At 38.0% G+C, this 26,042-nt stretch carries 27 protein-coding genes; 16 read left to right on the top strand and 11 right to left on the bottom strand.

Annotated features, from left to right (window positions below; translation table 11 throughout):
* Positions 1-57: 57 nt before the first annotated feature.
* Positions 58-246 (bottom strand): 50S ribosomal protein L28, encoded by a 189-nt coding sequence (rpmB, locus tag V7Q04_RS11100; RefSeq protein WP_012857374.1) that lies wholly within the window; start codon positions 244-246, stop codon positions 58-60.
* Between the two features lie 137 nt (positions 247-383).
* Here rpmB and rpe point away from each other — a divergent pair, with 137 nt between their 5' ends.
* The 3 genes from rpe to V7Q04_RS11115 are packed head-to-tail and all read left to right on the top strand — an operon-like array spanning position 384 to position 2,428.
* Complete coding sequence (gene rpe, locus V7Q04_RS11105; protein WP_333805166.1) at positions 384-1,025, top strand: ribulose-phosphate 3-epimerase; 642 nt, start codon at positions 384-386, stop codon at positions 1,023-1,025.
* Between the two features lie 3 nt (positions 1,026-1,028).
* The gene (locus V7Q04_RS11110) at positions 1,029-1,616 is read left to right on the top strand and encodes a phosphoribosylanthranilate isomerase (RefSeq protein WP_333805167.1); all 588 of its coding nucleotides are present in this window, start codon (positions 1,029-1,031) and stop codon (positions 1,614-1,616) included.
* On the top strand, positions 1,613-2,428 hold the full coding sequence (locus tag V7Q04_RS11115; protein WP_333805168.1) for a 3'-5' exonuclease: 816 nt from the start codon (positions 1,613-1,615) through the stop codon (positions 2,426-2,428). Before V7Q04_RS11110 ends, V7Q04_RS11115 begins: the two co-directional genes overlap by 4 nt.
* Here V7Q04_RS11115 and V7Q04_RS11120 read toward each other — a convergent pair.
* The 4 genes from V7Q04_RS11120 to uvrB all read right to left on the bottom strand — a co-directional run bounded on the left by V7Q04_RS11120 (position 2,406) and on the right by uvrB (position 7,697).
* Positions 2,406-2,933 (bottom strand): gamma carbonic anhydrase family protein, encoded by a 528-nt coding sequence (locus V7Q04_RS11120; RefSeq protein WP_333805169.1) that lies wholly within the window; start codon positions 2,931-2,933, stop codon positions 2,406-2,408. The two genes, V7Q04_RS11115 and V7Q04_RS11120, sit on opposite strands and share 23 nt — an antisense overlap.
* Before the next feature lies 1 nt (position 2,934).
* Positions 2,935-5,046, bottom strand: coding sequence for an RNA degradosome polyphosphate kinase (locus V7Q04_RS11125; RefSeq protein WP_333805170.1), 2,112 nt, complete (start codon positions 5,044-5,046; stop codon positions 2,935-2,937).
* Positions 5,047-5,119: 73 nt separating this feature from the next.
* A complete protein-coding gene (locus V7Q04_RS11130) occupies positions 5,120-5,662 on the bottom strand; it encodes a putative metalloprotease CJM1_0395 family protein (RefSeq protein WP_333805171.1) in 543 nt (180 codons plus the stop codon).
* Positions 5,663-5,720: 58 nt separating this feature from the next.
* On the bottom strand, positions 5,721-7,697 hold the full coding sequence (gene uvrB / locus V7Q04_RS11135) for an excinuclease ABC subunit UvrB (RefSeq protein WP_333805172.1): 1,977 nt from the start codon (positions 7,695-7,697) through the stop codon (positions 5,721-5,723).
* A gap of 62 nt (positions 7,698-7,759) precedes the next feature.
* Between uvrB and V7Q04_RS11140 the strand changes: the two genes are divergently transcribed.
* The 8 genes from V7Q04_RS11140 (at position 7,760) to V7Q04_RS11175 (ending at position 14,959) form a co-directional block, all read left to right on the top strand.
* Positions 7,760-7,993, top strand: coding sequence for a hypothetical protein (locus V7Q04_RS11140; RefSeq protein WP_333805173.1), 234 nt, complete (start codon positions 7,760-7,762; stop codon positions 7,991-7,993).
* Positions 7,990-8,208 carry a hypothetical protein gene (locus V7Q04_RS11145; protein WP_333805174.1) on the top strand — a complete coding sequence of 73 codons (219 nt, stop codon included), beginning with the start codon at positions 7,990-7,992 and terminating at the stop codon, positions 8,206-8,208. Before V7Q04_RS11140 ends, V7Q04_RS11145 begins: the two co-directional genes overlap by 4 nt.
* Positions 8,209-8,289: 81 nt before the next feature.
* Entirely contained in the window at positions 8,290-8,796 is a 507-nt protein-coding gene (locus V7Q04_RS11150; protein ID WP_333805176.1) for a prepilin-type N-terminal cleavage/methylation domain-containing protein, read from the top strand.
* Positions 8,796-9,287, top strand: coding sequence for a type II secretion system protein (locus V7Q04_RS11155; RefSeq protein ID WP_333805177.1), 492 nt, complete (start codon positions 8,796-8,798; stop codon positions 9,285-9,287). Before V7Q04_RS11150 ends, V7Q04_RS11155 begins: the two co-directional genes overlap by 1 nt.
* A complete protein-coding gene (locus tag V7Q04_RS11160; protein ID WP_333805178.1) occupies positions 9,238-11,127 on the top strand; it encodes a primosomal protein N' in 1,890 nt (629 codons plus the stop codon). Before V7Q04_RS11155 ends, V7Q04_RS11160 begins: the two co-directional genes overlap by 50 nt.
* Positions 11,128-11,205: 78 nt before the next feature.
* A complete protein-coding gene (gene ispG / locus V7Q04_RS11165) occupies positions 11,206-12,270 on the top strand; it encodes a flavodoxin-dependent (E)-4-hydroxy-3-methylbut-2-enyl-diphosphate synthase (RefSeq protein ID WP_333805179.1) in 1,065 nt (354 codons plus the stop codon).
* Positions 12,267-13,697 carry a replicative DNA helicase gene (locus V7Q04_RS11170; protein WP_333805180.1) on the top strand — a complete coding sequence of 477 codons (1,431 nt, stop codon included), beginning with the start codon at positions 12,267-12,269 and terminating at the stop codon, positions 13,695-13,697. Before ispG ends, V7Q04_RS11170 begins: the two co-directional genes overlap by 4 nt.
* Complete coding sequence (locus V7Q04_RS11175; RefSeq protein WP_333805181.1) at positions 13,697-14,959, top strand: ComEC/Rec2 family competence protein; 1,263 nt, start codon at positions 13,697-13,699, stop codon at positions 14,957-14,959. The genes V7Q04_RS11170 and V7Q04_RS11175 overlap by 1 nt, the downstream gene beginning before the upstream one ends.
* Here V7Q04_RS11175 and V7Q04_RS11180 read toward each other — a convergent pair.
* The 3 genes from V7Q04_RS11180 to V7Q04_RS11190 are packed head-to-tail and all read right to left on the bottom strand — an operon-like array spanning position 14,921 to position 17,901.
* Positions 14,921-15,724: a YihY family inner membrane protein gene (locus tag V7Q04_RS11180; protein ID WP_333805182.1), complete on the bottom strand. Its 804-nt coding sequence runs from the start codon at positions 15,722-15,724 to the stop codon at positions 14,921-14,923. The two genes, V7Q04_RS11175 and V7Q04_RS11180, sit on opposite strands and share 39 nt — an antisense overlap.
* Positions 15,725-17,104, bottom strand: a complete 1,380-nt coding sequence (locus V7Q04_RS11185; protein ID WP_333805183.1) for an FAD-linked oxidase C-terminal domain-containing protein — start codon at positions 17,102-17,104, stop codon at positions 15,725-15,727.
* Positions 17,095-17,901 (bottom strand): plasminogen-binding N-terminal domain-containing protein, encoded by an 807-nt coding sequence (locus V7Q04_RS11190; RefSeq protein ID WP_333805185.1) that lies wholly within the window; start codon positions 17,899-17,901, stop codon positions 17,095-17,097. Before V7Q04_RS11190 ends, V7Q04_RS11185 begins: the two co-directional genes overlap by 10 nt.
* A 156-nt stretch (positions 17,902-18,057) precedes the next feature.
* Here V7Q04_RS11190 and V7Q04_RS11195 point away from each other — a divergent pair, with 156 nt between their 5' ends.
* The 3 genes from V7Q04_RS11195 (at position 18,058) to V7Q04_RS11205 (ending at position 20,876) form a co-directional block, all read left to right on the top strand.
* On the top strand, positions 18,058-19,230 hold the full coding sequence (locus V7Q04_RS11195) for a peptidoglycan DD-metalloendopeptidase family protein (RefSeq protein ID WP_333805187.1): 1,173 nt from the start codon (positions 18,058-18,060) through the stop codon (positions 19,228-19,230).
* Positions 19,231-19,346: 116 nt separating this feature from the next.
* Complete coding sequence (corA, locus tag V7Q04_RS11200; RefSeq protein ID WP_333805189.1) at positions 19,347-20,306, top strand: magnesium/cobalt transporter CorA; 960 nt, start codon at positions 19,347-19,349, stop codon at positions 20,304-20,306.
* 3 nt (positions 20,307-20,309) lie between these two features.
* Positions 20,310-20,876, top strand: a complete 567-nt coding sequence (locus V7Q04_RS11205; protein WP_333805190.1) for an NUDIX domain-containing protein — start codon at positions 20,310-20,312, stop codon at positions 20,874-20,876.
* Positions 20,877-20,881: 5 nt separating this feature from the next.
* Here the strand turns inward: V7Q04_RS11205 and V7Q04_RS11210 are convergent, their stop codons facing one another.
* Together V7Q04_RS11210 and V7Q04_RS11215 are read right to left on the bottom strand one after the other, a co-directional pair.
* Complete coding sequence (locus V7Q04_RS11210) at positions 20,882-21,307, bottom strand: TOBE domain-containing protein (RefSeq protein WP_333805191.1); 426 nt, start codon at positions 21,305-21,307, stop codon at positions 20,882-20,884.
* A gap of 305 nt (positions 21,308-21,612) precedes the next feature.
* On the bottom strand, positions 21,613-22,401 hold the full coding sequence (locus V7Q04_RS11215; protein ID WP_333805193.1) for a class I SAM-dependent methyltransferase: 789 nt from the start codon (positions 22,399-22,401) through the stop codon (positions 21,613-21,615).
* Between the two features lie 564 nt (positions 22,402-22,965).
* Here V7Q04_RS11215 and V7Q04_RS11220 point away from each other — a divergent pair.
* Together V7Q04_RS11220 and V7Q04_RS11225 are read left to right on the top strand one after the other, a co-directional pair.
* Positions 22,966-23,862, top strand: a complete 897-nt coding sequence (locus tag V7Q04_RS11220) for an ApaLI family restriction endonuclease (protein ID WP_333805195.1) — start codon at positions 22,966-22,968, stop codon at positions 23,860-23,862.
* A 5-nt stretch (positions 23,863-23,867) separates the two neighbouring features.
* Positions 23,868-25,070, top strand: coding sequence for a DNA methyltransferase (locus V7Q04_RS11225; protein WP_333805196.1), 1,203 nt, complete (start codon positions 23,868-23,870; stop codon positions 25,068-25,070).
* Positions 25,071-25,118: 48 nt separating this feature from the next.
* Here V7Q04_RS11225 and V7Q04_RS11230 read toward each other — a convergent pair whose 3' ends face one another.
* Positions 25,119-26,003, bottom strand: coding sequence for a carbon-nitrogen hydrolase (locus V7Q04_RS11230; RefSeq protein ID WP_333805197.1), 885 nt, complete (start codon positions 26,001-26,003; stop codon positions 25,119-25,121).
* Between the last annotated feature and the right edge of the window lie 39 nt (positions 26,004-26,042).

A 26,042-nucleotide genomic window follows, 5' to 3' on the forward strand; every position in this document is an offset into this window, starting at 1 on the left:
ATGAGGTATGAGTAAAAACAATTAAACAACAAAAATTTCCCCGTAAAAGGAGAAATTTTAGCCGTTTTTCTTCATTGTACGAAGTGTCGAAGCAGCAATTCTAATTTTCTTAGTCGTTCCATCTTCAAGTGTCACACGGACAGTTCTAAGGTTTGGAAGGAATCTTCTTTTAGTTTTGTTGTTCGCATGGCTTACGTTGTTACCAACCATAGGGCCTTTTCCAGTAAGAGCACATTTTCTTGCCATATCGATATCCTTAAAATTTTTCGTGAATTGTACATGAAATAAGCAAAAGAAACGCTTAATTCAACGCAGCCTGAGATTATAGCGAAAAGAATATAAATTTTGATACAATTTGGTTAAAAATTTTAAAAAGGTACGTAATGTTAGTGGCTCCAAGTATTCTTTCTGCTGATTTTGGAATGTTAAAAGAAGAAATAGTATCAATTTGTGAGGCAGGATGTGATCTTGTACATGTGGATGTCATGGATGGGCATTTTGTACCCAATCTGACCATTGGACCCGTTGTCGTTAGTGCTGTAGCAAAAGCTGCCACAAAGCCTCTTGATATTCATTTGATGGTTGAAAACAATACATTTTTTGTTGATCTTTTTGCTCCCTTAAAACCTAAATATATCTCTTTTCATATTGAAGAGGAAAAACACCCGCATCGTTTAATTCAAAAAATTAGGCATTTGGGTATTTCTCCAGCGATTGTACTCAACCCTCATACACCACCTTCCCATATTGAGTATCTCCTAGAAGATTTGGATATGGTGCTTTTAATGAGCGTTAATCCTGGTTTTGGTGGACAAAAATTTATTCCCAGTGTTTTAGAAAAAGCACCACTTTTAAAAGAGATGATTTTAAGACGAAATGCTAAAACACTGATTGAAGTGGATGGGGGCGTCAATAATCAAAACATTCACGCTTTAGCCAATGCAGGTGTAGATATCGTCGTTGCAGGTAATTATGTTTTTGGCTCAAACGACTATAAACATGCTATTGATTCTTTAAAAGTATAATGAATGTGGGTTAAAATCTGTGGGATTACGAATCTTGAAGATGCTCTGTGTGCTATAGACTCTGGAGCTGACGCGCTTGGTTTTGTCTTTTACCCAAGGTCTCCTCGTTACATTTCTCCTCAGAATGCTAAAGCTATTGCTGAGCAATTACCTTTACATATCAAAAAAATAGGGCTTTTTGTAGATGTTACGCCTGAAGAGATTAGTCTGATATGTAAAGAAGCTCAGATGGATATGGCACAGATTCACTTTGAGGTGGATAAAGCCTTTTGGAATGCTTTGAAAGTGCCTTATTTACGTGTTGTTCGTGCGCGTGAAGCCTCTGAAATTCAACACTTTCACGGGTTAATTAGACTGGTGGATGCTTATGTTGAAGGATTTGGTGGAGCAGGGCAGAAAATCGATACAACGTGGTTTGAAAACATGGATTGTGAAAATATCATTTTAGCAGGTGGTTTAACGCCTGAAAATATTGAACAGATAAAACCTTTAGGCTTTTACGGTGTGGATGTGAGCAGTGGGGTTGAAAAAGCTAAAGGCATCAAAGATCATGCTAAAGTGAGAGCATTTATACAGAGAGCAAAAGCGTGAGACCTTTGGATAATTTCATCACAAAGATAACGCAAAAGCCTATTTTTCATAAAGAATTTTTTGCCAAAATGCAGACGTTTAAAGAGCTTGAGCATGTTGATGTTGAAGACCTTTCTATGCTCAAACTTTTGGGACTTCCTATCACAAAATACAATAATTATGCTTTTACACTTGAAACCATTACCACAAAGATTGGACAGGGAAAGTTTTGTATTGTCGATATTGAAGCGAATGGAAGTAAACCAGCATTGCACCAGATTATTGAAATTGGGGCTGTGATGATTGAAAATGGCAAAGAAGTTGCACAGTTTTCATCTTTGGCTAAGACAGATATTTTGCCTGATAGCATCGAACAACTTACAGGTATTACACTCGCAGAATTGCAACTGGCTCCTTCACTAAACTCTGTGTTGGAAGCGTTCAGGCTTTTTCTAAAAGATGCTGTTTTTGTGGCACATAATGTTAATTTTGACTACTATTTTATCTCTTATGCACTGGAACAAGCTGGTTTTGGACCACTGCTTAACCGCAAACTCGACACGATTGATTTGGCACGAAAATGCATCGAAGCCCCAAAATACGGGCTAGGGGCTTTAACTGATTATTTGGGAATAGGGTTTGAAAATCACCATCGCGCACTGTGTGATGCCAAAGCAACGGCTCAAGTATTTTTTAAAGCGTTGGAAAAGTTACCTGAAGAGGTACAAACGGTAGAAGATTTGATTGCTTTTACTAAGCCACAAAATCAAAAAAAGAAGAAAAAAGAGAAACCCATCAAAGTTACTACGACTACGCTTGGTACATCGCTTTAAACTTAACGTAGTTGTCTGCGGAATGGTAGAGCGATGCCACTTCCTCTTCGCTTAATTCTCGTACGACTTTTGCCGGATTTCCTATAATCAGTGAGCGTGGGGGAAAGACTTTGTTCTTAGTTACAAGTGAGTTAGCCCCTACAATCGACTCTTTGCCGATGATAGCACCATCCAAAATCGTCGCACTCATGCCAATTAAACAAGCGTCTTCTATGGTACAGCCATGTAGCATTACACGATGTGCTATCGTCACATCATCACCAATATGAGTAGCATGCCCATCACTGCGATCTTCTTTTTTGAAGTGCGTTACATGGATCATGCTGAGGTCTTGAATAGAGGTTCGTTTGCCAATTTTGATGGAGTTTACATCACCTCTGATAACGCACCCAAACCAGATAGAACTTTGTTCATCGATGCAAACATCACCGATAATATCTGCACTCGGGGCAACAAAAACATCAGAAGCGATGGAAGGTTTTAACCCTTGAAACTCCATAATCATCTTAACTCTCTTTAAACAAACGTCGTGCTAGTTTTTCAGCTTTGTGCGAACTGGTATCTTTCTTTTGCGCTTTGTAGATTTTATTCATATAATCTTCCAAAACTGTATGATTGTTGATGGCTCGTTCATCGGTTGGTTCAATTTCAGTGTAGTCGCCATCATTTTCAAGTGTCCAGCTTAAGACATTGTCATTGAGCTGAAGCTGTAAAATCTCAAAAAGTTTTTGCTGTAATGCTTTATCAAAAATAGGCGTCATAAGTTCCAATCTTCGTTCAAGATTTCGAGGCATCCAATCAGCACTTGAAATGAAGGTTGTCGTTGGATCACCATTCTTGAAGTAGAAGATACGTGCATGTTCCAAGTACTTACCAATGATAGATTTAACACGAATATTTTCACTAATGCCCTCAACGCCTGGGCGAAGACAACAGATACCCCGTGCGATAATGTCTATTTGAACGCCTTGTATAGATGCGTTATAAAGTGCTTGAATGACATCAGAATCGACTAAAGAGTTCATCTTAACGATAATGCGCCCCTCTGATCCATGTTTTGCTTCATTATTGATAAGACTAATGACTTTAGGCTTAATTTGTGTCGGCGACATAGAGAGAATGTCAAGTTTTTTATGTTTTGAAAAGCCTGAAAGAATGTGGAAAAACATCGTGCCATCTTTCGCAAAATCCTCTTTACATGTAAAGAAACTGGTGTCGGTGTAAACCTTCGCCGTAGCGCCGTTGTAGTTACCGGTGCTAAAATGCATGTAAAATTTAAGCTTTCCATCTTCTTCTTGGCGAATGACTTGAGCGATTTTTGCATGGACTTTAAAGCCGGTGATACCATAAACCACATGTGCACCTGCTTGTTCTAACGCTTTTGCCCAATGTAGGTTATTCTCTTCATCAAAACGCGCCTTCAGTTCAACAACTGCGGTAACTTGCTTGCCTTCGTTGGCTGCATCAATTAACGCTTGAACGATTTGTGAATTTTTCTCCACACGGTAAAGCGTCATACGAATAGAGACAACTTTAGGGTCTTTAGATGCTTCACGGATGAGTCTAAGAACAGGGTCAAAACTTTCATACGGATGAAAAAGGAGTACATCTCCTTTGTCAATAACTTTAAAGACAGACTCATTGGTATCAAAAGGTGGCAAAATTTTTGGATTGTACGGTGGGAGTGCAAGATGTGAAAAGTCTTTATTGCCCACAATCTGCCAGAGTGCTCCAAGATTGAGTGGAATTTTATACATATAGATATCTTTAAAGAAAATCTGCATATGTGAGTTCAGAAAATTGAGTAAATCAGGATCGGTGTCATCTTGGATGTTTAGGCGTACAAATGCACCTTTCCTTCGAAGTTTTAACCCTTGTTCCATAATCATCATAAAATCATCGGCTTCTTCTTCTTCGATGACCATATCAGCATTTCTCGTAACTCTAAACGCAGCAGAAGCAATCAATTTATAGCCAGGAAAAATTTCTTCGGTATGCTTTTTAACAATCGTTTCAATAGGAACATAGGTGTTGTCTCCTGCTTGAAAAAAGCGTGGAAGAACGCGTGGTATGCGGATCATTCCGTATTTGTAGTTGCTCTCTTCTTCGCTTTCACTGTCTTGGAGTTTAACTGCCAATGAAAAACTGAGGTTATTTAAATGTGGAAAAGGATGCGTTGCATTTACCGCAATAGGAACGATGACTGGCAAAACATTTGAGAAAAAATACTCATCTGAAAGCTTTGCTAATGCAGGTGTAAGATCATCATACGCGGTGATAAATAGGTTCTCTTTTTCGAGATCTTTAACAATCTCTTCGTAACTGCTTTGAATAACTTCTTTTTCACTTGCTAAGTACGTTCTAATCTCTCTGAGTTGATCCAGTGGTGTTTTTTGATCCGCTCCCGTTTCGATAACGCCCGCGCTAAAAAGTTGTTTAAGTCCTGCAACACGGATCATGTAAAATTCATCAAGGTTGGTTGCATAAATGGCTAAAAATTTGAGTCGCTCAAAGAGTGGAAGCTCTTTTTTCATGGATTGAGTAAGGACTCTGGTGTTAAATTTGAGCCAAGAAAGCTCACGGTTAAGGTATAAACTAGAGTCAGTTAAATCAAGCACATTTCATCCTTTTTTAAAAGTACCAATTATTTTATCAAAAAAAAGTTATAAAAAAGTAACGGAGCGTGATTAATTAAGCATAATTGGAAAAAAGTGAGGTTGTCGTGTCATTATTGGCAGATGCATAGCTCTCTTTTTGTTTGGCGAGAAGTTCGGCTTGTTGAAGACGTGAAACTTCAAGTCGAGCCATCATTTGGAGCATCGAAGCCGTAGCGGCAACTTGATAGTCTGTAGCACTAGGATCAGAAGGAGCAAGTGCCGCGACACGTACAGTTTGCATTTTTGCAACGGTATTTTCAGGCGTATTACCTTCGGATGTGTCGATGCCAACTTCTCCACCAACGGCATAGAGTTTTTTATTGGGTGCTTCGATATACGTAAAAACTGCACCACTGCGTATGACCCCGCCACCTGCTGCTATATGGGCATTTTCATGTGCATGGACTTTGGTATCTATTGCTTGAAGTTCTGCTATTAAGGCTTGTTGTGAAGCCGTGAGTTCGGAAGAATTAACAGCTTTTTTTTCGGATGATGAGGACGTACTTTTAGTATCGGTTGTAAGGGAAGTGTTGTTAATGTGTAAATAAGAGGCGTTTAGAGTGCTATCTATTTGCATAGTATTCTCCTAAAACAAATCTATTTTACTCCAAAATTCCTTTATTATGTAAAGATTTTTACATCTTTTTCAATTTTTCGATTTGATCGCGTAATTTTGCTGCTTTTTCAAATTCCAAAATCTTCGCCGCCTCGTGCATAGACTTGGTAAGCTCTGCGATAATTTTCTTTTTCTCACTTGGCGGGATTTTATCTTTTTTATCAAACGTATTGTAAATATCGGCGTGTTCTTCAAGTTTGAGGTTTTCATCCATTTTTCGTGTGGTACTGGTAGGGGTAATGCCATGTTCTTTATTGTGTGCTTCCTGAATGGCACGCCTGCGCATAGTAGTTTCGATCGCTTTTTGCATTGAGTCTGTGATTTTTTCTGCAAACATAATGACCCGACCATTGAGGTTACGAGCCGCACGTCCCATGGTTTGGATGAGACTTGTTTCCGAGCGTAAAAACCCCTCTTTATCGGCATCTAAGATAGCTACGAGTGAAACTTCAGGAAGATCAAGCCCTTCACGAAGCAAGTTAATGCCCACAAGCACATCAAACTCACCTACACGCAAAGAGCGAATAATCTGATTGCGTTCAATCGCGTCAATGTCGGAGTGCATGTATTTGATCTTGATGCCAAGATCGGCATAGTAGCGTGTAAGCTCTTCTGCCATTTTTTTGGTAAGCACCGTCACAAGGACTTTTTCATCTTTGGCGGTCACCTCTTTGATTTTATCAAAAAGGGTTTCGACTTGGTTTTTACTGCTTAGTATTTCAACCTCAGGGTCAAGTAAGCCCGTTGGACGGATGATCTGCTCTGCCGTATGTTCGCCACTAAGTCCTAGCTCCAACTCTTTAGGTGTGGCACTAACAAACAAATAGCGTGGTGCTTTGTTGATGAACTCATCAAACATTAAAGGGCGGTTATCAAGCGCACTGGGAAGACGAAAACCGTACTCTACAAGCACCTCTTTACGACTGCGATCTCCCGCAAACATACCTCGAAACTGCGGAAGGCTGACGTGGGATTCATCGACGATGACAAGGTACTCTTTATTCATCGCTTCAAAGTAGTCAAACAGCGAGTAGGGCGTAGCCCCTGGTTCAATGCCAGTGAGGTAACGGGCATAGTTTTCAACCCCTTTACACGCACCTGTGGAGCCGAGCATCTCAAGGTCAAACTCAACACGTTGTTTGAGGCGTTGGTACTCGACCAGTTTGTCCTCTTGTTTCAAGTATTCAAGCCGTTCACCAAGCTCTTGCTCGATGGATTTGATAGCCTTTTGAAGCCTCTCGTGCCCAACGATGAACTGATTGGCGGCGTAGATGACGACTTTGTTGAGGTTTTGCAGTTTTTTATTAAGAAAGACTTCAAAGTAGTTGATACTCTCCACTTCATCGCCAAAAAACTCGACACGAACTGCCTCTTCTTCACTGTACGCGGGGTAAATATCAATGACATCGCCACTCACACGAAAACATCCTCTATCAAAAAAAGTATCATTACGTTTATAACCCATATCAACAAGGCGCAAAAGAAGCTTTTTCTGGTTGATACTTTCACCTTTTTCGATGACCTGCACCATCTCTTTGTATTCGCTTGGATCACCCAATCCATAGTTGGCAGAGACCGAAGCGACACAGATGACATCATCAAAGGAAAGTAGTGAAGCGGTGGCACTAAGGCGCAAACGCTCTAACTCTTCGTTGATAGAGCTGTCTTTTTCGATAAATAAATCACTTCTAGGAATGTACGCCTCAGGCTGGTAGTAGTCGTAATAGCTGATAAAATACTCCACATGATTTTTAGGGAAAAAGCCCTTAAATTCGCTATAAAGTTGCGCCGCAAGCGTTTTGTTGTGTGTCATAATAAGAGTGGGCATTTTGAGTTTCTGAATAATCTGCGCCATGGTGTATGTCTTGCCACTGCCTGTTACGCCAATAAGCGTTTGGTAACGACTACCTGTTTTAATGGAAGCGACAAGTTTTTCGATAGCTTGTGGCTGGTCGCCAGAAGGTTGATAGGGACTTTCTAAATAAAATTCACTCATTGTTGATACTTTTCCCATTATTTTGTTACAATTATACCAAACAGTCCACAACGGAGTCATAAATGTTTGAAGAAGAGAGAAACATTAGCACATTAAGCCAAAAAATAACGGAACTTTTGGAAAAATACAAAGACCTTCTGGCTCAAAATGAAGCCCTACGTCAAGAAGTAGTAAAAGCAAAAGCATTGGCAGAAGCTAAAAATGTTCAGATTTCAAAACTAGAGCAAGATCTTATTAACAAAGATGTTAATTCAGATGATCTTCTCAGTAAAATTGAAGCAGTGCTAGGCAGATGAGTAAAATAACCATCAGCCTTGGTGGCAAAGACTTTGACATCAAGTTAGAAGGTGCATTTGCCGAGCAATTTGAAGCTGATTTTAACGAGAAGTTTAAAGGCAAAAACACCATTGACCCAAAAGAGCTTCTGTTTGCTTATGTGGGGAAGTGTTACGATAACTTTATGTTAGAGCAAGAGATCTCAACGCTTATAAAAAAAATAGACGAAATTTAAGTCCTGCTTTACAAGGATTGTTATAAAATCGCTTTTAGGTGGTCAATAAGTGTATTGATCAACATACATTAAGGAGTTTAGATGAAAAAAGGTTTCACGATGATCGAATTGATCTTCGTTATTGTTATTTTAGGTATTTTGGCAGCAGTAGCGATCCCTAAGCTTGCTGCAACACGAGATGATGCAAGAGCTGTAACCATTAAAACAGATGTTGGAACAGCTATGAATGCTATTCCTGCATGGTATCAAGGTCAAAAAGATGTTCGTATTGGACAAGCAATGTCTGTTGATACAAGTATTTGGGTAAAAAACAGTGATGTTAATTATACTTGGAATGATGATAACAATGTGACATGTGTTAATCTTGCTATTTTTGATTTTAATACTAGTGATACCAATACATCCAATGGTAATCTTGCTAAGACTAGTGATTATAATAGTTCAACAGGTGCATGGATTAGTTCTAATTCACCTGTATTAAGAATTATAAAAGGATCTAGCACTAGTTCTGTTTGTAAAATGTTATGGAATGATATGAAATTAAGCGAGCAAAATATTTCTATGGCAGGTCAAAAAGTTAAATGGTAATGAGTCCGAACGCTCACTACATTAAGCGGGACGATATTCGTCCTGCTTTTACGATGGTTGAGCTTGTATTTGTTATTGTTATTCTTGGTATTTTAGCAGCGGTTGCTATTCCAAGGCTTGGGGTGAGTCGTGACGATGCGGTTCTAGTTAAAGGAAAGTCCCAAGTATCCGCTATTCGCAGTGGTATTTCTCTTTTAAAGTCAAAACGATTGTTAGAAGGCAACACAACAGCTATCACAACACTGGATGGTATTACAACATATAATACAGAAGGCGTAAATTTATTTTATGGTGATGTATCAGGAAATATTTTAGAATATCCCATTATCTCAAAAAATGGTGATGGTTCTTGGATGAAAACGGCCAATACAACTTATACGTTCCAACTCAGTGGGCAAGCAATTCCTTTTACCTATAGTACTACTACAGGTTTTGATTGTAATGCTACTGCTGTTGCTACAGGTACAAATTGTAAATTACTCACCCAATAAACGTGTGTTTTATTATCATATCGCTCTTTTAAAATCTCCTCTTTCTCCTTTAACCTACCAGTCTGAGCAAATGCTCAAAGTTGGAAGTGTTGTTGAAGTCTCTCTTTCCAAGCGTACTACACAAGGTGTTGTTATTGCCGAAGTTGAAAAACCTTCTTTTGACTGTGAATCTATAACGATTACATGTAAAGCATTTTACCTTCCCAAAACGCTTGAACTCGCTCGTTTTATTGCAGAGTATTATGTCTGCTCTCTTGGTGAAGCGTTGAGTCTTTTTGTGCCTTATATCCAAAATGCTTTACATATAAACGAAACGATTGCGACAGATATAGCGCTTTCTACTGAGCAACAAAAAGCGTATGAATTTATACAAACACATCCTACATCACTTCTTTTTGGCGATACGGGAAGTGGTAAAACAGAGATTTATATGAAGCTCTTTGAGCAAACCATCAATGAAGGTAAACAAGCTATCTTCTTGCTCCCAGAGATTGGCCTGACACCTCAGATGAAAAACCGTTTAAAGCATCATTTTGGAACAAATGTTGCTATCTGGCATTCGAAGATTAGCGCGAAGAAGAAAGAGCAGATTTTGAATGACCTTCAAGAGGGGAAAGTTTCCATTATCGCAGGGACTCGTTCCGCGCTTTTTTTACCGATGGCTCATCTTGGTTTGATTGTAGTCGATGAAGAGCACGATGAGAGTTATAAGTCGGGCAATAGACCGCGTTACAACGCGAAAGATCTAGCACTTCTTTTTGGACAAAAAATCGGTTGTAAAGTACTTTTAGGCAGTGCAACGCCTACACTTAGTAGTTTTCACAAAGTTTCTACTTTTAGGCTCAAAGGCACTTTTTTTGACTCTCAAAGCTACATCATGTACGATGATGGCGAACATGGGCTAAGTTTCAAGATGACCCAAGCGATCCAAAAAGCGTTGAATGCCAAAAAACAAGTCATCGTCTTTTTGCCGACACGCGCGAACTTTAAGTACATTACATGTAAAAGCTGCGGAGCGAATGTGGAGTGTCCATTTTGCAGTGTGGGGATGAGTATTCACCACAACATGAACGCGCTTAAGTGTCACTATTGTAATTACACCGAAGTGATTCCCAAAGTGTGCCCCAAATGCGGGTGTGAAGAGATCGTGGCAACGCGTATGGGAACGGCGGAAGTGAGTCAAAAACTGACAGAGCATTTCAAAGAACATGTTGTGCAACAGTTTGACCGCGATGAGGTACGAACTGAAAAACAGCTCTCTTCTATTTTGAGTGATTTTAATGAGCATAAGATCGACATTATGGTCGGTACTCAGATGCTTTCCAAAGGGCATGACTACCACGGAGTAGGGCTTGCCGTGATTCTTGGCGTGGATGCACTTTTAGGTATGAGCGATTTTAGATCGCGCGAGAAAACCTTAGCGTTGGTGCAACAAATCGCAGGACGTGCAGGGCGAAAAGGGTATGGCGAAGTGCTCATTCAGAGTAAAAACAGCGACTTTTTCAAGCAGTATTTGAGTGATTTTGAACAGTTTTTAAACGATGAGTTGGTGTTTCGAAAAGGGCTTTACCCGCCGTTTAAAAAGATGTTGAGGCTTATGACTTCACACGTTAAAGATGAAAAAGCCAAAGATTTGATCGAAAAAGTGGCTTTAATAGCGCAAAGTTTCCCGCAGGTTGAAGTGGTAGGACACGGAAAAGCCAACATCTCTAAAATCGCCAACAAATACCGCTATGAACTCCTAGCACGCAGTGACTCAAGTAAAGCGTTACTGGAACTTGCCCATGCTGTAAAACTTTTACATGTAGAAGCAGATATAGACCCGTTATCATTTTCTTAATATCAAAAAAGATATAATCACCTTATATTAAAAGACGTAGTGCAAACGTCTCATAGTTTCAACACTTTTGGATAAACAATGATAAAACGATACCCAACCAAACAAATTTTTGTCGGCAATGTTCCCGTGGGAGGCAATGCCAAAATACCTGTTCAATCGATGACATTTTCAAAAACACACGATGTGGAAGCTACGGTAGAACAAATTCGCCGTTTGCATTTTGCTGGAGCTGACATTGTGCGTGTGGCTGTGCCTGATTATGACGATGCACATGCACTTAAAGCCATTAAAGAGCAATCAAGCTTGCCGATTGTTGCGGACATTCACTTTAACTACCGTTTGGCGCTTATTGCGGCTGAAGTGGTGGATTGTATTCGTATCAATCCTGGTAACATTGGCAATAAAGATCGCGTTAAAGAAGTGGTTAAAGCGTGCAATGAACGAAGTATTCCGATTCGCATTGGGGTAAACAGTGGAAGCTTGGAAAAAGAGTTTGATGAGAAGTATGGACCAACCGCAAAAGGGATGGTCGAATCGGCTCTGTATAACATCAAATACCTTGAAGACCTTGGTTTTACAAACATGAAAGTCTCACTCAAAGCCAGCGATGTGGAGCGTACTGTTGAAGCGTACCGAATGCTACGCCCTTTGGTGGAGTACCCGTTTCATTTAGGCGTTACGGAAGCGGGAACACTGTTTCACTCGACGATCAAATCCTCCATTGCTTTGGGGACTCTTTTGTTGGATGGTATTGGTGACACGATGCGTGTATCCATCACAGGAGAGCTTGAAGAAGAGATCAAAGTAGGGCGTGCCATTTTAAAAGATAGCGGTGTGGAAGCAGCGGGTTTAAATATCATCTCATGCCCAACTTGCGGGCGTTTGGAAGCCAACCTTGTTAAAGCGGTTGCTGAAGTAGAACGTCGTACCAAGCACATTACAGCACCTCTGAACATTTCGGTGATGGGATGCGTGGTTAATGCCATTGGCGAAGCTAAACATGCCGATGTTGCCATTGCATTTGGAAAAGGACAAGGGCTTGTGATGGTTAAAGGTGAAGTGGTGGCAAAACTGAAAGAAGAAGACCTTGTCGATAAATTTTTAGAAGCCGTAGAACTTGCAGCCAAGGAGTACAAAGCATGAGCAATCTGCACAATGTCAACATAGAGCGCTCTGTCCTTAGCTCCATTTTATTTAATCCTGCGACATTTGAAGATATCGCAGCGGTCATTTCAGCGAAAGATTTTTACTTGCCAAGCCATCGTTATATTTACGAAGCAATGGAGGCGTGCGAGAGAGAAGATCTTCCGATTGATGAAGAGTTCATCAAGAAAAAGCTCAACCAGCAAGGGCGTTTTGATGAAGATGCGATGCTTGAAATTCTCTCAACCAATCCTTTACCTGCCACAAGAGCATATGTTGAAGAGATTCGTGAAAAAGCAATTAAGAGAGAACTAGTACAATTAACCAGTGACATTAAAGAGATCGCGGTTGAGAAAGATTTACCATCGAATGAAGTAGTTGATCTGGTGCAACAAAAACTTTATCAAATCACGCAAGAAAGCGGTAGTAAAGAGTTCCGTGAGTCTCCTGAAATGACCCATGCGACCATCGCGCACATACATGAGATGAAAAAGCGTGGAAACTCTGGCGTTGTAGGTGTCGATACAGGCTTTGTTGAGCTGAATCGTCTCACGACTGGTTTTGGAGAAGGCGATCTTATTATCGTAGCAGCACGTCCAGCGATGGGTAAAACAGCTTTTTGTCTCAATTTAGCGCAAAGTGCTCTAGATAGAGGCAAAGGCGTTGCGATCTTTTCTCTTGAAATGCCAGCAGAACAGTTGATGCTCAGGATGCTCAGTGCTAAAACATCCATACCACTTCAGAAGCTCAAAGTGGGCGATATGGGCGATGAACAGTGGGGTAGACTAACGAGTGCTGCTGATGAGATGAGTAAACGTAAATTTTTTGTTGACGATAATGGCTCTGTGGATATTCATAAAGTACGAGCAAAACTTCGCAAACTCAAATCCCAGCACCCTGAGATTTCACTTGCTATCATTGACTACTTGCAGTTGATGAGTTCTGCTGGAACACGCGATAGACATATTGAAGTCAGTGATATCAGCCGTGGGCTTAAACTTTTAGCAAGAGAGCTTAACATTCCTATCATCGCACTTTCCCAGCTCAACCGTGGCTTGGAAGCCAGAAGTGATAAACGCCCGATGCTAAGCGATCTTAGAGAGTCAGGTGCGATTGAACAAGATGCCGATATGATCTTGTTTGTTTACCGTGACGACGTTTACCGTGTACGTGAAGAAAAAGAGAAAGAGCAAAAAGCTAGAACCGAGGGGAAAGAGTACAAAAGTGACTTTTTCGAGAAACCTGAAGAGTTAGCCGAAGTCATTGTTGGTAAAAATAGAAATGGACCTGTTGGCGTTGCCAATCTTATTTTTCAAAAAGCATGTACCCGTTTTGTGGATGGCGGTAAAAACTCCATTCCTATCGAAGTTGTTCAATATAATGCCTCAATTACGCAAGAGGCTAAGATCAGTTTACCACCGCTTTAATGCTAAATACACCGCTCTTTGTCAGTAAAAAGGAATTTTTTCTGACACTGGGTGTAGTGTTGTTCATTGCCTGCATTTCTCTGCTTATTGAGTTTTCCCACTTTAAAGAACTGACCCGCACTCCTTTACATGTAAGCAATGCTACGGTGCTGAATCATTACACTAAAACAAATGAAAAAGGGAGAACGTATGATGTTTTCAAGCTGAAGCTTGATGGAAGCGATGCTGAGGTGTACACAACATCATTTCGTGTTACGTCCATACCTATAAAAAGCCGTATTAAGGTTAAGCTTAAAGTCGATAAAGTGACCTTTTATGACTACCTCAAAGGTTTTTTTGCTCCTTCTTTATCTTTATATGAAATCTACGAAGATGACCCGCCCCTTGATGTTAAGCCACTGTATCGCTGGATAGATAATCAACATGACAATGAAAAGATAGCTGAATTGTACAGAACGCTTATTTTTGCTACACCCATTTCAAAAGAGCTTCGCGAAGAAGTCCAAAAATGGGGCATTTCGCATCTCATTGCTATTAGTGGCTACAATGTTGGTGTTATCTCATTTTTACTTTTCTTTTTTCTAAAACCGCTTTACCAATTTTTTCAAAGTCGTTATTTCCCGTATCGTAATGGCACAGCAGATTTGACGATGGTCGTACTGGTTGTTTTATTTGCGTATATGGTTGTGATTGATTTTGTCCCTTCCTTTTTAAGGGCATTTGCGATGAGTGTTTTAGGGTTTTTCTTTTATTCAAGAGGTATTAAAGTGCTTTCTTATGAAATGTTAGGGCTTACAACATTGGGACTTTTGGCACTATTTCCCACACTTCTTTTCTCACTTTCCTTTTGGTTTTCCGTTGCAGGTGTTTTTTACCTTTTTCTGTTTTTACACCATTTTGAAAATCTCAATCGTTGGGTCTTACTTACTATCATTGATTTGGGTGTTTTTCTCTTAATGGTTCCTATCGTGCATACGTTTTTCCCTGTCTTTACCTTTTTACAACTCACTTCACCACTTTCAAGTTTAGTGTTCATCGTCTTTTATCCACTTGGAGTACTTTTACATGTTATTCAACTGGGTGGAATTTTAGATGTATATCTGCTGTATTTTTTAGACGTAAAGACGCAACATTATTTACTTAGTTTTCCGTGGTGGATTTTGGTGGGGTATGTGGGCGTTTCACTGATCTCAATACGCTATAAAGTGGCACTTTATACCTGTTTAGGCTTTGCTTTTCTCAGTCTCTTTTTCGTTCAGTAAAAAGCAAAATTTTAAACCGTAAAGATAGATGAACCATGAAAAATAGATCCATAAGAAGAAGAAAAGAAGAATACTAAAAGAGCCGTAGATGCTCAGATACGTTTTGTTGTAAGTGACATAATAGACAAAAAGAATTTTAGAGACATACCAAACAAGTGAAGCGACAAAGGAAGAGAAAAGGGCACTTTTGAGATGAACTTTTGTTTTAGCCGAGATGGAATACATAATAAGATACAAAAGCCAAACAATCAAATAGGGTGAAAAACGTACTAAGTTAATCGAACTTGTAACATCACTTTTATCTAGAAACTCTTGCACAACAGAGGAGCTGTAAAAAAAGATGATGAGACCCAGAGGCATCAGTGTTACCATTGTCCAGTAAGTTGCAAGGGCTTCCCAAAAGCTGCGAGAGGGAATCTCAAAAATTTTACTCACAATTTTTTCATAATCCAAAAAGAACATGATGGAGATGTAGAGCACAAAGATGATGCCCACAACGCCCATGTTTCCGGTATTTGCCATGAAGTCACGCAGATAGTGGATGATTACATCTTGTTGGGTGGGAATCAGTGCGCTAAAAATAAACGTTTGCAGTTTTTCATAGTAAACCTCAAAAAGAGGCATTTTGGTAAAAATACTGAAGGTAATGAGTAGAATGGGGATTAGCGCTAAAATCGTGTGAAAACTCAAAGAAGAGGCGTAGTGCGCAAGCTCTACGTCTCTTAACTTTTTAAAAAATTGGGCACAATTTTGAGTGCTTATCAATTAAAGTCCCATTTTTGAAGGGTTTAAAATATTGTTAGGATCGAACGCTTTTTTAACCGAACGGAAAAGTTCCATCTCTCCATCACTAAAGGCTAAGTGCATAAACGGTGCTTTACTCAGACCTATACCATGCTCTCCACTCAAAGTTCCACCAAGGGCTACGGCTGCTTTGAAAATCTCTTCAATCGCATGGTGACCGATCTCAAGTTGCTTAGGATCGCTTCCATCGACCATCACATTGGTGTGAACATTGCCATCACCTGTGTGCCCAAAACATGGGACTGTAACGTTGTATTTTTGAGCAATTTGGCTAATCTCTTTAAGCAGAAGTGGAAGTTTACTACGAGGTACCGTAATGTCTTCATTGAGTTTTTTACTGCCATAGATAGTGATACATTGGCTTGCATTACGACGTGCGAACCAAAGGTTTTTAGACTCTTCAGGTGTGGTGGCTCTTTTTAATCCACTAGAGCCATTTGCTAAAAACGCTTGTTCGATGATGTCAAGTTGTTCTGTAAGCTCTTTTTGTGAATTACCATCAACATCCGTGATGAGAATAGCCCCTGCATCTTTTGGAAGCCCTTTATTGTATTTTTGCTCAACAGCATTGATGGAGAGATTATCTAAAAACTCCATAGCTACGGGCGTTACGCCTGCTGCCATTGTTTTATAAACGGCGTTCATAGCATCATCAACGGTTGGGAAAATACCCATAGCAGTTTGTGACATTTTAGGTTTGGCAATGAGTTTCAGTGTAATTTCCGTAATGCACGCAAGGGTTCCCTCACTGGCAATAATAATACCCGCAATGTTATAGCCTGCAACGTCTTTGATAGTACGTTTTCCCGCACGGATAATCTCACCATTGGGAATGACAGCACGCAATGCCATGACATAATCTTTGGTAATACCATACTTTGCCGCACGCATTCCGCCAGCGTTTTCACTGACATTTCCACCAATGGTTGAGTACTCTTCACTTGCAGGATCTGGTGGATAAAAAAGACCTTGTGCTTCAACTGCTTTTTGCAAGTGCATGTTGATGACACCAGGTTGAACAACAGCAACCATGTTTTCCATGTCGATTTCAAGGATTTTATTCATATGTTTTTCAAACGCTAAAATAATACCACCATTGGCTGGTAATGAACCACCCGTAAAGCCACTTCCAGCTCCACGAGGCGTGATAACAATGCGATGTTCATTGCAGTATTTTAAAATGTTGCTGACATCATTTTCATCTCTTGGAAAAAGCACAGCATCAGGCTCATAGCGTGTACGTGTTGCATCGTAACAGTAAGCAATTAAATGCGCTTTATCATCATAAACGTTGTCCGAACCTAAGAGGTCCTTAAAATAGTTAATATGTTTTATTTCCATTGGGTATCTTTTCTCTCTACAACATCAAATGGTAATTTCATAATAATACCATCAATTCCACTGCCTTTTAGCTCTTGTGTTTGCCCTAAAATATAAGCATAGTAGTTGTTATAATCAGATATCTTTGAACTGTCCCAGCTAAACCATGTTGAATCAATATTTTTAACACGTGAATAAAACGGAAGTTGAATTTCGCCATTGTCAGAAATAGAAACAGTTTGAAGCGTATTAAAATTATGGCAATCAACAAAATAACCCGTATTTTTAATACCAAAGAAGATGATAGATGCGGCATTTTGATAACACGCTTGTTGGAAGATTTTTTTATCTGGATTCGGACGGTAGAGTTTTGTTAAATACGCTGCGACGATGTCAGGATGAATCCATGTAATGGTATTGAACTTTTTAGTCACTTCGTTAAAAGCATTTTGATTTGGAACTACGATGAGCGCGCGGTCATAAAGATAATTGATCGTTACTTCATCGCCTACGGTTGGTTTGATGCCTGTGTCAGGAAATGCACCTTGCGAAAGCATGTCAAATTTTTCAAGACGTAAGACAGCTTTTGATCCATCTTTGCTGATAACATCAACACGTGCAATAATACTTGTACTCTTTGCATCAAATTTATGGCTGACGATACCACTTGCACCGACGATAAATTCTGAAGAGTCAGCGATAACGATTTGTTTTTCATTTGCCTCTAAAACGTTTGTTTTATACTCTTTAAAAAACGATTGAGCTTGTGCATAAGCGCCAAGTAAGAATAGACACACAACCAAAAATAGCTTGTTCAACGGGAACTCCTTGAAGGGTACATGTCACCCCTTTTATTTTTATGAGAGAGATTATACTATAACTGTTTTAAAAAAACTTCTTTTTCCCAGAAGAGAGTCTTTTAGGCATTTTGTAAGATTTGTTCAGATAAAATCGAAAAAAACTAGGGGGTGCAAATGGCAAAAATCATCACGTTATTATTTCTTTTTTTATCGTTTTCGTCCGCTGCTTATGTCGAAGAATTAAAGTGGCCAAAGGGCGAAACATTTCTTACATTTTTAGAAAAAAATCATTTGCCATCATCAATTTACTATACATTAGACAAAGAAGAACAAGAACTTGCAGCAGAGATTGTTGCGGGTGTCAAATACCATGTATTAAAAAGTGAAGAGAACCAATTAGAACAAGTTTTAATCCCCATTGGTGAAGAGCTTCAAATGCATCTTAAGAAAAAAGATGATAAATTTATTATGGAAATTACGCCTATTATGCTTCAAAATGAAAAGCATACCCTTGCCATAGAAATTAATAGTTCTCCTTACGTTGATATTCTTAATACGACCAATAATTATGGTTTAGCCAATGAATTTGCTCAATCGTTTAAAGGAGAAGTCAATCTTCGCAACCTTCAAAAAGGCGATAAATTGGTACTTGTGTACCAACAAAAACGTCGTTTGGGTCGTGCGTTTGGCTCGATGAAAATAGATGTTTCGATGATCGAGACTGCAAAAAAGAAAAATTATATTTTTTATTATAAAGAGAATTATTACGACATAAAAGGTCAAGAACTTACCAGTTTTTTATTGTCAAATCCTGTTAATTATACGCGTATTTCATCACCTTTTACGCAAAGCAGGTGGCATCCAATTTTGCAAAAGTATCGTGCGCATTTAGGGATTGACTATTCGGCAAGTATTGGTACTCCTGTAAAAGCTGCAGGCAATGGCAAAGTACTTTTTGTGGGTGAAAAAAGTGGCTATGGTAATACCATTGAGGTAAATCATGACAGTAGTTATAAAACATTATACGCACATCTCAATGGCTTTGCAAAGGGACTTCGTAGTGGTCAAGGTGTTAAGCAAGGTCAAGTAATTGGCTACGTAGGTAACACAGGAATGAGCACAGGACCACATCTGCATTTTGGTTTGTACCGAAGTAATGTTGCAATCAATCCAGCCAGTGTTGTGAAAATTGCTAAGAGTGCATTGGGCGGGAATGAACTTAAAGCCTTTATAGATTATACTACGGGACTTAGAAAAAAAGTTGAAAATGCACTAGAAAGTGATACACCACCTTTTAGAGAAGAAAATTTCAATCTTTCTTGCCCTTTTGAAAAAAAAGAGGGTTAATTTTTACGTGTAAACAAAATGAAACTGTTTTGCGATAAAATGAAATTCTTGAAATCGCAAGAACTTTATCTGCCTCGAAAGAGGCAAGCGTCATAAATGATCAAAAAAGAGTCCACATGATACGATGTTTTTTTAAGAACAGTAATAAACTTGAAGTCGTTACCGATTTTAGTGAATTTGGTTATGATGAAGACAAAAAGAGCAAAGTTGTTTGGCTTGATATGCTTTTGCCTACGACGGAAGAAATTGCTTTTGTTGAAAAGACATTTGGTATAGATTTCCCAACGAAACAAGAAAGTGAAGAGATTGAGATCAGTTCACGTTATTGGGAAGAAGATAAAAAGATCGAGATTAACAGTTTCTTCTTGATTACCGATGAAGAAAATGCCCACAATGAGACTGTTTCTTTCATTTTGCAAGATAACTTGTTGATTTCTATTCGTTATAAAGAGCTCAAAACTTTTGAAGAATTTAGTAAGCGTTTTTACTATGCTCCTCGTGAATTTAAAAACGGTTACTACATCTTCTCACAACTTTTAGACATCAGAATCGATGCGGATGCCGACGTTATTGAAAAACTTTCAAAAGATATTACGCGTCTTCGTAAACACGTATTTACGGACTATACTAATGATGATGCTGAGATGTTGGAAAAAATCTCTTCATTTGAAGATCTCAATATGAATATTCGTGAAAACCTCATGGATAAACAGCGTATCTTGACCTCATTTATCAAGTCAAATAAATTTGATGCTTCCCTGCGAAGTGATATTGTTATCATGCTTAAAGATATTAAGTCGTTGATTGATTACAGTGAGTTCAATTTTGAAAGACTGGATTACTTGCAAAATATTTTCTTGGGTGTTTTGAACATTGAGCAAAATAAAGTCATTAAAATCTTTACAATTATGAATGTTATTTTCTTGCCACCAACGCTCATTGCAAGCATATACGGTATGAACTTTGACATCTTGCCAGAGCTTAGATGGGACTATGGGTACGCTTTTTCACTTCTCTTGATGGTACTCTCTGCTGTTTCTCCGATTTTGTATTTCAAGAAAAAAGGGTGGATTTAGGGCATGAAACATACGATTGAGGTGCTTAAAATCGAAGAGTGCGTCCACTCAGAGTATATAAAACCTAAAAGTATGTACTACTTGCACAACAGCGTTGAAAAGCGCTGGGATATCGTTGATACACATAACAGTGTCGCGATTTTACTCTACCATAAAGATCTTGATAGTTTCGTTTTTGTTAAGCAGTTTCGCCCTTCCATTTACGTTAAAAATCAAGATGGCTTTACGTATGAACTGTGCGCTGGTATTGTCGATAAAGACAAAAGCCTCATCGAAATCGCCAAAGAAGAGGTTTTGGAAGAGACAGGGTACGATGTTCCCCTTGAAAAGCTAGAGAAAATCTCCTCATTTTACACCGCTGTGGGCTTTGCGGGTGGCAGACAAACCCTTTACTACGCCGTATTAGATGATAGTATGAAAGTAGATGAGGGTGGTGGTATCGACAACGAAAACATTGAAGTTATCTACCTCAAACGCGAAGAGACACTTGAATTTATGTTTGATGAAAGCATCGCAACCACATCAGGGCTGATGTTTGCACTGATGTGGTACTTTAGAAAGAACGAGTAATAATTTTAGTTAACGCCTACCAAAATACTTGAAGCTTTGATGATAGCATAAACGGTGTCACCTTTTGAAAGTGAAAGCTCTTTTTTTGCATCTTCTGTCACGATAGCTGTTACCGTTAAGCCAGCAGACGTAGCGATAACGATTTCACAATTTACCGCTCCATCTTTGATCTCAGCAATAGTCCCTTTAATTTTATTGCGTGCGCTAACCGCTAAAGCAATTTCAGCTTTTGCAAGAAGAACACTTTGCGCTTTAAAAATACAAATAGCTTCAGAGCCAACTTTTAAACCAAGTGTTTCAACGGCATTATGTGTAATGACAGAAACGATTTTATCGCCACTTGCGGTAGCAACAACAATTTCACTGTTAACAGGACCATTTTTAATCTCTGACACTTTTCCAACGATTTGATTTCTTGCACTTATCTTCATACGAAACTTCCTTAGAGTTGATTTATCAAGGTTAAGCCTTGTTAGTTAATAAAATTATGTCATGTAGTGTTATGTAATGTCAATTACTAACGCTATTATTTTTTGATGATGTCTTTTTTTGTTCAATTTGCGCAATTCTATCAAATGAAATATACGATGAAAAGCATTTATATGTTAGATAATAAACAGTACTTAGGATCGTAATGATACTGGTTGTAACGATAAAGCTCGAAAAAACAGCTGATAAAAATATAGAATAAACTTCACTCATACAAAACTCCTCATGAATTTGTCATATATGTAACTTAACATACAAGGCTAAAATATTTTAAAACTTCACATTTTGAAAAGAGTACGACACCTTTTTCTGCTTTATGCTCAGAAACAATGCGGTTATTTTCCATGATGTCATTCAAAATAGCGTCTATTTTTTGTTCATTTGGAAATATTTTGCGATATAGCAGTTGCTTGTAGGCATACTCTTTTGCTTCATCGTATGAAAAAGTGTGCTTCCATGTCGTTGTAAAATAGTGAACATTGTAGGGTATGGAATGTTTCTCTAAAGCATGTAGAAAGTCTTTGACTTCTATGCTTTGATTGGACCTATATTCAGGTGCATTATGTGCTATAAGTAAAAGATCAAGCAATGTATTGTTCTGGTATTTTCTCCACCCCACAAAAATACCAAGCGATTTAGTTGCATTAATCATCATTTCAATATCGTTTTGAGAGCTAATAGCAGGGGTCATTGATGCTAGAACAATGTCATAGCTTTGAGTAGGTACAAAAGTATTCCACTCTGAATGTTGCAATGTTATAGGGAATTTTAAAGCGAGCTCTTGACATTTGTTATGAACGATTCTCAGCATGTCGTAAGAGATGTCAAGCGCTGTGACATGAGCTTTTTTCTGCGCTAGTGGAATTGCAAAAGCACCTGTCCCACATCCAATGTCTAAAAGTGAATAGTTTTCAAAGGTAATACCATGACTTTCGATCCATTGAATGATGTAGCTTGCATCATCGTTTATGGATGTATCGTCTTTATGAGGGTATTGTTTTGAAAAGCAGTTCCACAGGGCTATATCTGAACCCATAAAAAATCCTTAAAACATTATATATTTAAAAATATAACGAAAGTTTGTTTAATGATAAGCCATGTATGAAAAGTTGTTTGATTTGCATCGTTAAAAGTGCTGGCAAAACTAAATAATCTCTAATTGCTCCAAGATGTCTTTGGTGAGTTTGGAAAGAGGGCGTTTGCCTAGGTCTTCATCGCTGCTGTAGCCACCAAAAATCAGACGCAGTAAATCTTCTTCATTTTTAAAGAGCGTTCCCTCGTAGTTTTAGCATAATGAAACAAAATAAACTTTCGCTATAATATTTTTCTAGTATAAAGTTATAGAAAACATTATATATGGGTAACTATGGGAAATTGAAAAAATCTATATGCATGATGCTGAATTTTCGAAAATATCTGTAGATGTTAAAATACAAGTTGACTTAAAAAACGAAGTGCAATATATCCAAAGAGAAGATTAATGCTCTATTCCGCACTCGATAACTTATTGTTAAACGAAAAATTGGCTTATTGTTTTTAGTTAATATTGCACTTTAGTACGTGTGAGTCTAAATAAATTTATATTTTAGGGATAATTAATTTGTATAGAGTTTATGAAGAATATACGTTAGATGAATTGACAATTATGTTAAAGGCTAAAGAAGAAAAATATGAAGAATTAATACAATACCTTGAAAGCCAATCTACAGATGATTTTAATGAATTATTACTTGAACAAAAAGAACATCTTGAAAGCGAAATATCTGATATTGAGTTACTAACAGATTATTATCCTATAGGATTAGATATACTTGAAGATGAAATAGAAAAAATAGAAAGCGAAATAAGAGAGAAAAAGAAGGAAGAGAATATTATGGCAATTGAGCAAAAAATAAAAGAATTAGCAAAAAAATATGCTGATAATTTAAAAACTCAAATCGATATAAGAACTGAAGAAATGAAAGGTGACGATAAATCTCATTATTTAATTTATCAAGTGTTAGGAATAACAGATGAAGAAGGTGATTTAATTGATTTATATCAAAACAAAGGGCGATTTTTATACAAATATGCTGGTTCATTTTTAGAAGAAGCAACAAAACTATGTTTCTTGTATAGCTTTTCTGATTCTGCTACGACAAAAATAGTCAATACTTTAGGACAAAAACCAAAAACTTTTGAAATTGATTGTTTAGAGGGTAATAATGCAATAGAAATTAAATGGAAAGATGCAACAACTGACGGTGATCACATAACAAAAGAACATACAAGAATTAAAGTGATTCATGCAGCAGGTTATAATCCTATTAGGGTTATGTTTTATTATCCAAATCGTGAACAAGCTATGAGAATTCAAAGTACTTTAGAAACCCTATACAAAGGAATTGGTGGGGAATATTACCATGGCAATAGAGCATGGGAGTATGTAAAAAATAGAACAGGTATTGATTTAAAAAAGATTTTAGAAAAAATTGCTGAAGAGAACACTGGAGTATAAAAAATATGGAAAGAGTTTTGCAAGGTGATTGTTTAAAGCTTCTCAAAGAGATTGATGAGAATAGTATAGATTTGATCTATTTAGACCCCCCTTTCTTTACAAATACAATACAGAAATTAAAAACAAGAGATGGCGATAAAGAGTTTTCATATAAAGATATTTGGAAAAGTAATGAAGAGTATGCTGAGTTTTTATATCATAGATTAATTGAATTAAAGCGAGTACTAAAAAATACAGGAAGTATTTTTGTACATTGCGATAAAAATGCTACACATATCATAAAAACACTCTTAGATGATATCTTTGGTTTAAATCAATTTCAGTCTGAAATTATTTGGTATTACAAAAGATGGTCAAATTCAAAAAAAGGTTTACTTTCATCTCATCAAACAATATATTTTTACTCAAAAACAAAAGATTTTAAATTTAAAACAATTTATAATAATTATTCTGAGACAACGAATATAGATCAAATTTTACAAAAAAGGGTAAGAGATATTAATGGTAAAACTATCTATGCAAAAGATGAAAATGGAAATATTATAAATAGTGGTATAAAAAAAGGAGTTCCTTTAAATGATGTGTGGGAAATACCATATTTAAATCCAAAGGCAAAAGAGAGGGTTGGATATCCTACTCAAAAACCAATTTTATTATTAGAAAGAATTATTAATTTAGCCTCAGACAAAGGCGATATAATACTTGATCCGTTTTGTGGAAGTGGGACAACTTTGATTGCAGGTAAATTGAATAATAGAAATGTTATTGGGATAGATATTTCAGAAGATGCAATCGAATTAACAAAATTAAGATTAGCAAATCCAATAAAAAGTGAATCGAATTTATTAAGAAATGGAAAAGACGCATACAATAATGTTGATAGTGTGGTTGAAAATTTTTTATACGACATTGATTATATCCCTGTCCAAAGAAACAGTGGAATTGATGCTATTTTGAAAGAAACCTATCAAGATAGTCCAATATTGATTCGTATCCAAAAAGAACATGAAACTGTTGAAGATGCAATAAAACAATTGCAAAAAGCGGTTGAAGTTAAAAATTCCAAAAAATCGTTTTTAATTAGAACGAATGACATAAAGTCAATTTTTGAATGTAGTATATATGATAGCAAGATAGAAATTATCAATTCAGCTTCATATGGATTAAAAGAGGTATTAATAAATAAGATGTCTAATAAAGTTAAATAAGAATAATTTTTACATGTAAAGCTTTAAAACTTTACATGTAAAAAGATTTCAATCAATAAATCGTTTCGTTAAATCCCCATAAGTCTCAATTCTTCTATCGCGTAAAAATGGCCAGATGCGTCTGACGTGTTCGCCTCGTTTTAGGTCGACATCGACAATGAGAATTTCTTCTTCATCGTGACTGGCGCGTGCGATGATTTCGCCTTGTGGACCTGCGACAAAGGAGTTGCCCCAAAAGCGGATGCCTTCTAATACGCCATGATTGTCTTCTTCTTTGCCGATGCGGTTGACGCTGATGACAGGTAAGCCATTTGCGATGGCGTGTCCTCGTTGTATGGTTTCCCATGCGTCACATTGCCTTCGTTGTTCATCTTCCATGTCTTCATCAAACCAACCGATGGCTGTGGGGTAAATGAGCATGTCAGCCCCTTTAAGCGCCATCAATCGTGCGGCTTCGGGATACCATTGATCCCAACAGACAAGAAGTCCTAGTTTTCCGACACTGGTTTGAATGGGGTTGTAGCCTGTGTCACCTGGTGTAAAGTAAAATTTCTCGTAAAAGCCTGGGTCATCGGGGATGTGCATTTTGCGGTATTTACCTGCTACACTTCCGTCGTTTTCAAAGACCACTGCGGTGTTGTGGTAAAGACCTGCGGAGCGTTTTTCAAAGAGTGAGGTGACTAAAACGATTTTGTTGGCTTTGGCGATGTTTGACCAAAAAGCGATGTCGGCTTCCCAGTCATTTGCCAAATCAAAACATGCGACATCTTCGTTGATGCAGAAGTAGCGGTCTTGGTGAAGCTCTTGGAGGACAACGAGCTTTGCGCCCTCTTGTGCGGCTTTTTCGATGAGTGAAACGGTTTTGGCTATGGTTTTTTCTTTGGTACTTTCTTTGGTACTTTCTACTGCGTGTTGGATGAGTCCGACTTTCATAAAATCCACCTAATGTGCTTAATTTTGTTGCTTTTATTA

The organism is Sulfurospirillum sp., from assembly GCF_036802865.1.
Lineage (GTDB): Bacteria > Campylobacterota > Campylobacteria > Campylobacterales > Sulfurospirillaceae > Sulfurospirillum.

What these genes read in the sequence shown, in the direction of transcription:
- ispG (WP_333805179.1), top strand. Translation starts at nt 11,206, where the DNA reads ATGATAAAACGATACCCAACCAAACAAATTTTTGTCGGCAATGTTCCC.
- V7Q04_RS11225 (WP_333805196.1), top strand. Translation starts at nt 23,868, where the DNA reads ATGGAAAGAGTTTTGCAAGGTGATTGTTTAAAGCTTCTCAAAGAGATT.
- V7Q04_RS11110 (WP_333805167.1), top strand. Translation starts at nt 1,029, where the DNA reads ATGTGGGTTAAAATCTGTGGGATTACGAATCTTGAAGATGCTCTGTGT.
- V7Q04_RS11215 (WP_333805193.1), bottom strand. Translation starts at nt 22,401, where the DNA reads ATGGGTTCAGATATAGCCCTGTGGAACTGCTTTTCAAAACAATACCCT.
- V7Q04_RS11205 (WP_333805190.1), top strand. Translation starts at nt 20,310, where the DNA reads ATGAAACATACGATTGAGGTGCTTAAAATCGAAGAGTGCGTCCACTCA.
- V7Q04_RS11170 (WP_333805180.1), top strand. Translation starts at nt 12,267, where the DNA reads ATGAGCAATCTGCACAATGTCAACATAGAGCGCTCTGTCCTTAGCTCC.
- V7Q04_RS11175 (WP_333805181.1), top strand. Translation starts at nt 13,697, where the DNA reads ATGCTAAATACACCGCTCTTTGTCAGTAAAAAGGAATTTTTTCTGACA.
- V7Q04_RS11160 (WP_333805178.1), top strand. Translation starts at nt 9,238, where the DNA reads ATGCTACTGCTGTTGCTACAGGTACAAATTGTAAATTACTCACCCAAT.
- V7Q04_RS11195 (WP_333805187.1), top strand. Translation starts at nt 18,058, where the DNA reads ATGGCAAAAATCATCACGTTATTATTTCTTTTTTTATCGTTTTCGTCC.
- rpmB (WP_012857374.1), bottom strand. Translation starts at nt 246, where the DNA reads ATGGCAAGAAAATGTGCTCTTACTGGAAAAGGCCCTATGGTTGGTAAC.
- V7Q04_RS11130 (WP_333805171.1), bottom strand. Translation starts at nt 5,662, where the DNA reads ATGCAAATAGATAGCACTCTAAACGCCTCTTATTTACACATTAACAAC.
- V7Q04_RS11155 (WP_333805177.1), top strand. Translation starts at nt 8,796, where the DNA reads ATGAGTCCGAACGCTCACTACATTAAGCGGGACGATATTCGTCCTGCT.
- uvrB (WP_333805172.1), bottom strand. Translation starts at nt 7,697, where the DNA reads ATGAGTGAATTTTATTTAGAAAGTCCCTATCAACCTTCTGGCGACCAG.
- V7Q04_RS11145 (WP_333805174.1), top strand. Translation starts at nt 7,990, where the DNA reads ATGAGTAAAATAACCATCAGCCTTGGTGGCAAAGACTTTGACATCAAG.
- V7Q04_RS11140 (WP_333805173.1), top strand. Translation starts at nt 7,760, where the DNA reads ATGTTTGAAGAAGAGAGAAACATTAGCACATTAAGCCAAAAAATAACG.
- V7Q04_RS11185 (WP_333805183.1), bottom strand. Translation starts at nt 17,104, where the DNA reads ATGGAAATAAAACATATTAACTATTTTAAGGACCTCTTAGGTTCGGAC.
- corA (WP_333805189.1), top strand. Translation starts at nt 19,347, where the DNA reads ATGATACGATGTTTTTTTAAGAACAGTAATAAACTTGAAGTCGTTACC.
- V7Q04_RS11210 (WP_333805191.1), bottom strand. Translation starts at nt 21,307, where the DNA reads ATGAAGATAAGTGCAAGAAATCAAATCGTTGGAAAAGTGTCAGAGATT.
- rpe (WP_333805166.1), top strand. Translation starts at nt 384, where the DNA reads ATGTTAGTGGCTCCAAGTATTCTTTCTGCTGATTTTGGAATGTTAAAA.
- V7Q04_RS11150 (WP_333805176.1), top strand. Translation starts at nt 8,290, where the DNA reads ATGAAAAAAGGTTTCACGATGATCGAATTGATCTTCGTTATTGTTATT.
- V7Q04_RS11120 (WP_333805169.1), bottom strand. Translation starts at nt 2,933, where the DNA reads ATGATTATGGAGTTTCAAGGGTTAAAACCTTCCATCGCTTCTGATGTT.
- V7Q04_RS11230 (WP_333805197.1), bottom strand. Translation starts at nt 26,003, where the DNA reads ATGAAAGTCGGACTCATCCAACACGCAGTAGAAAGTACCAAAGAAAGT.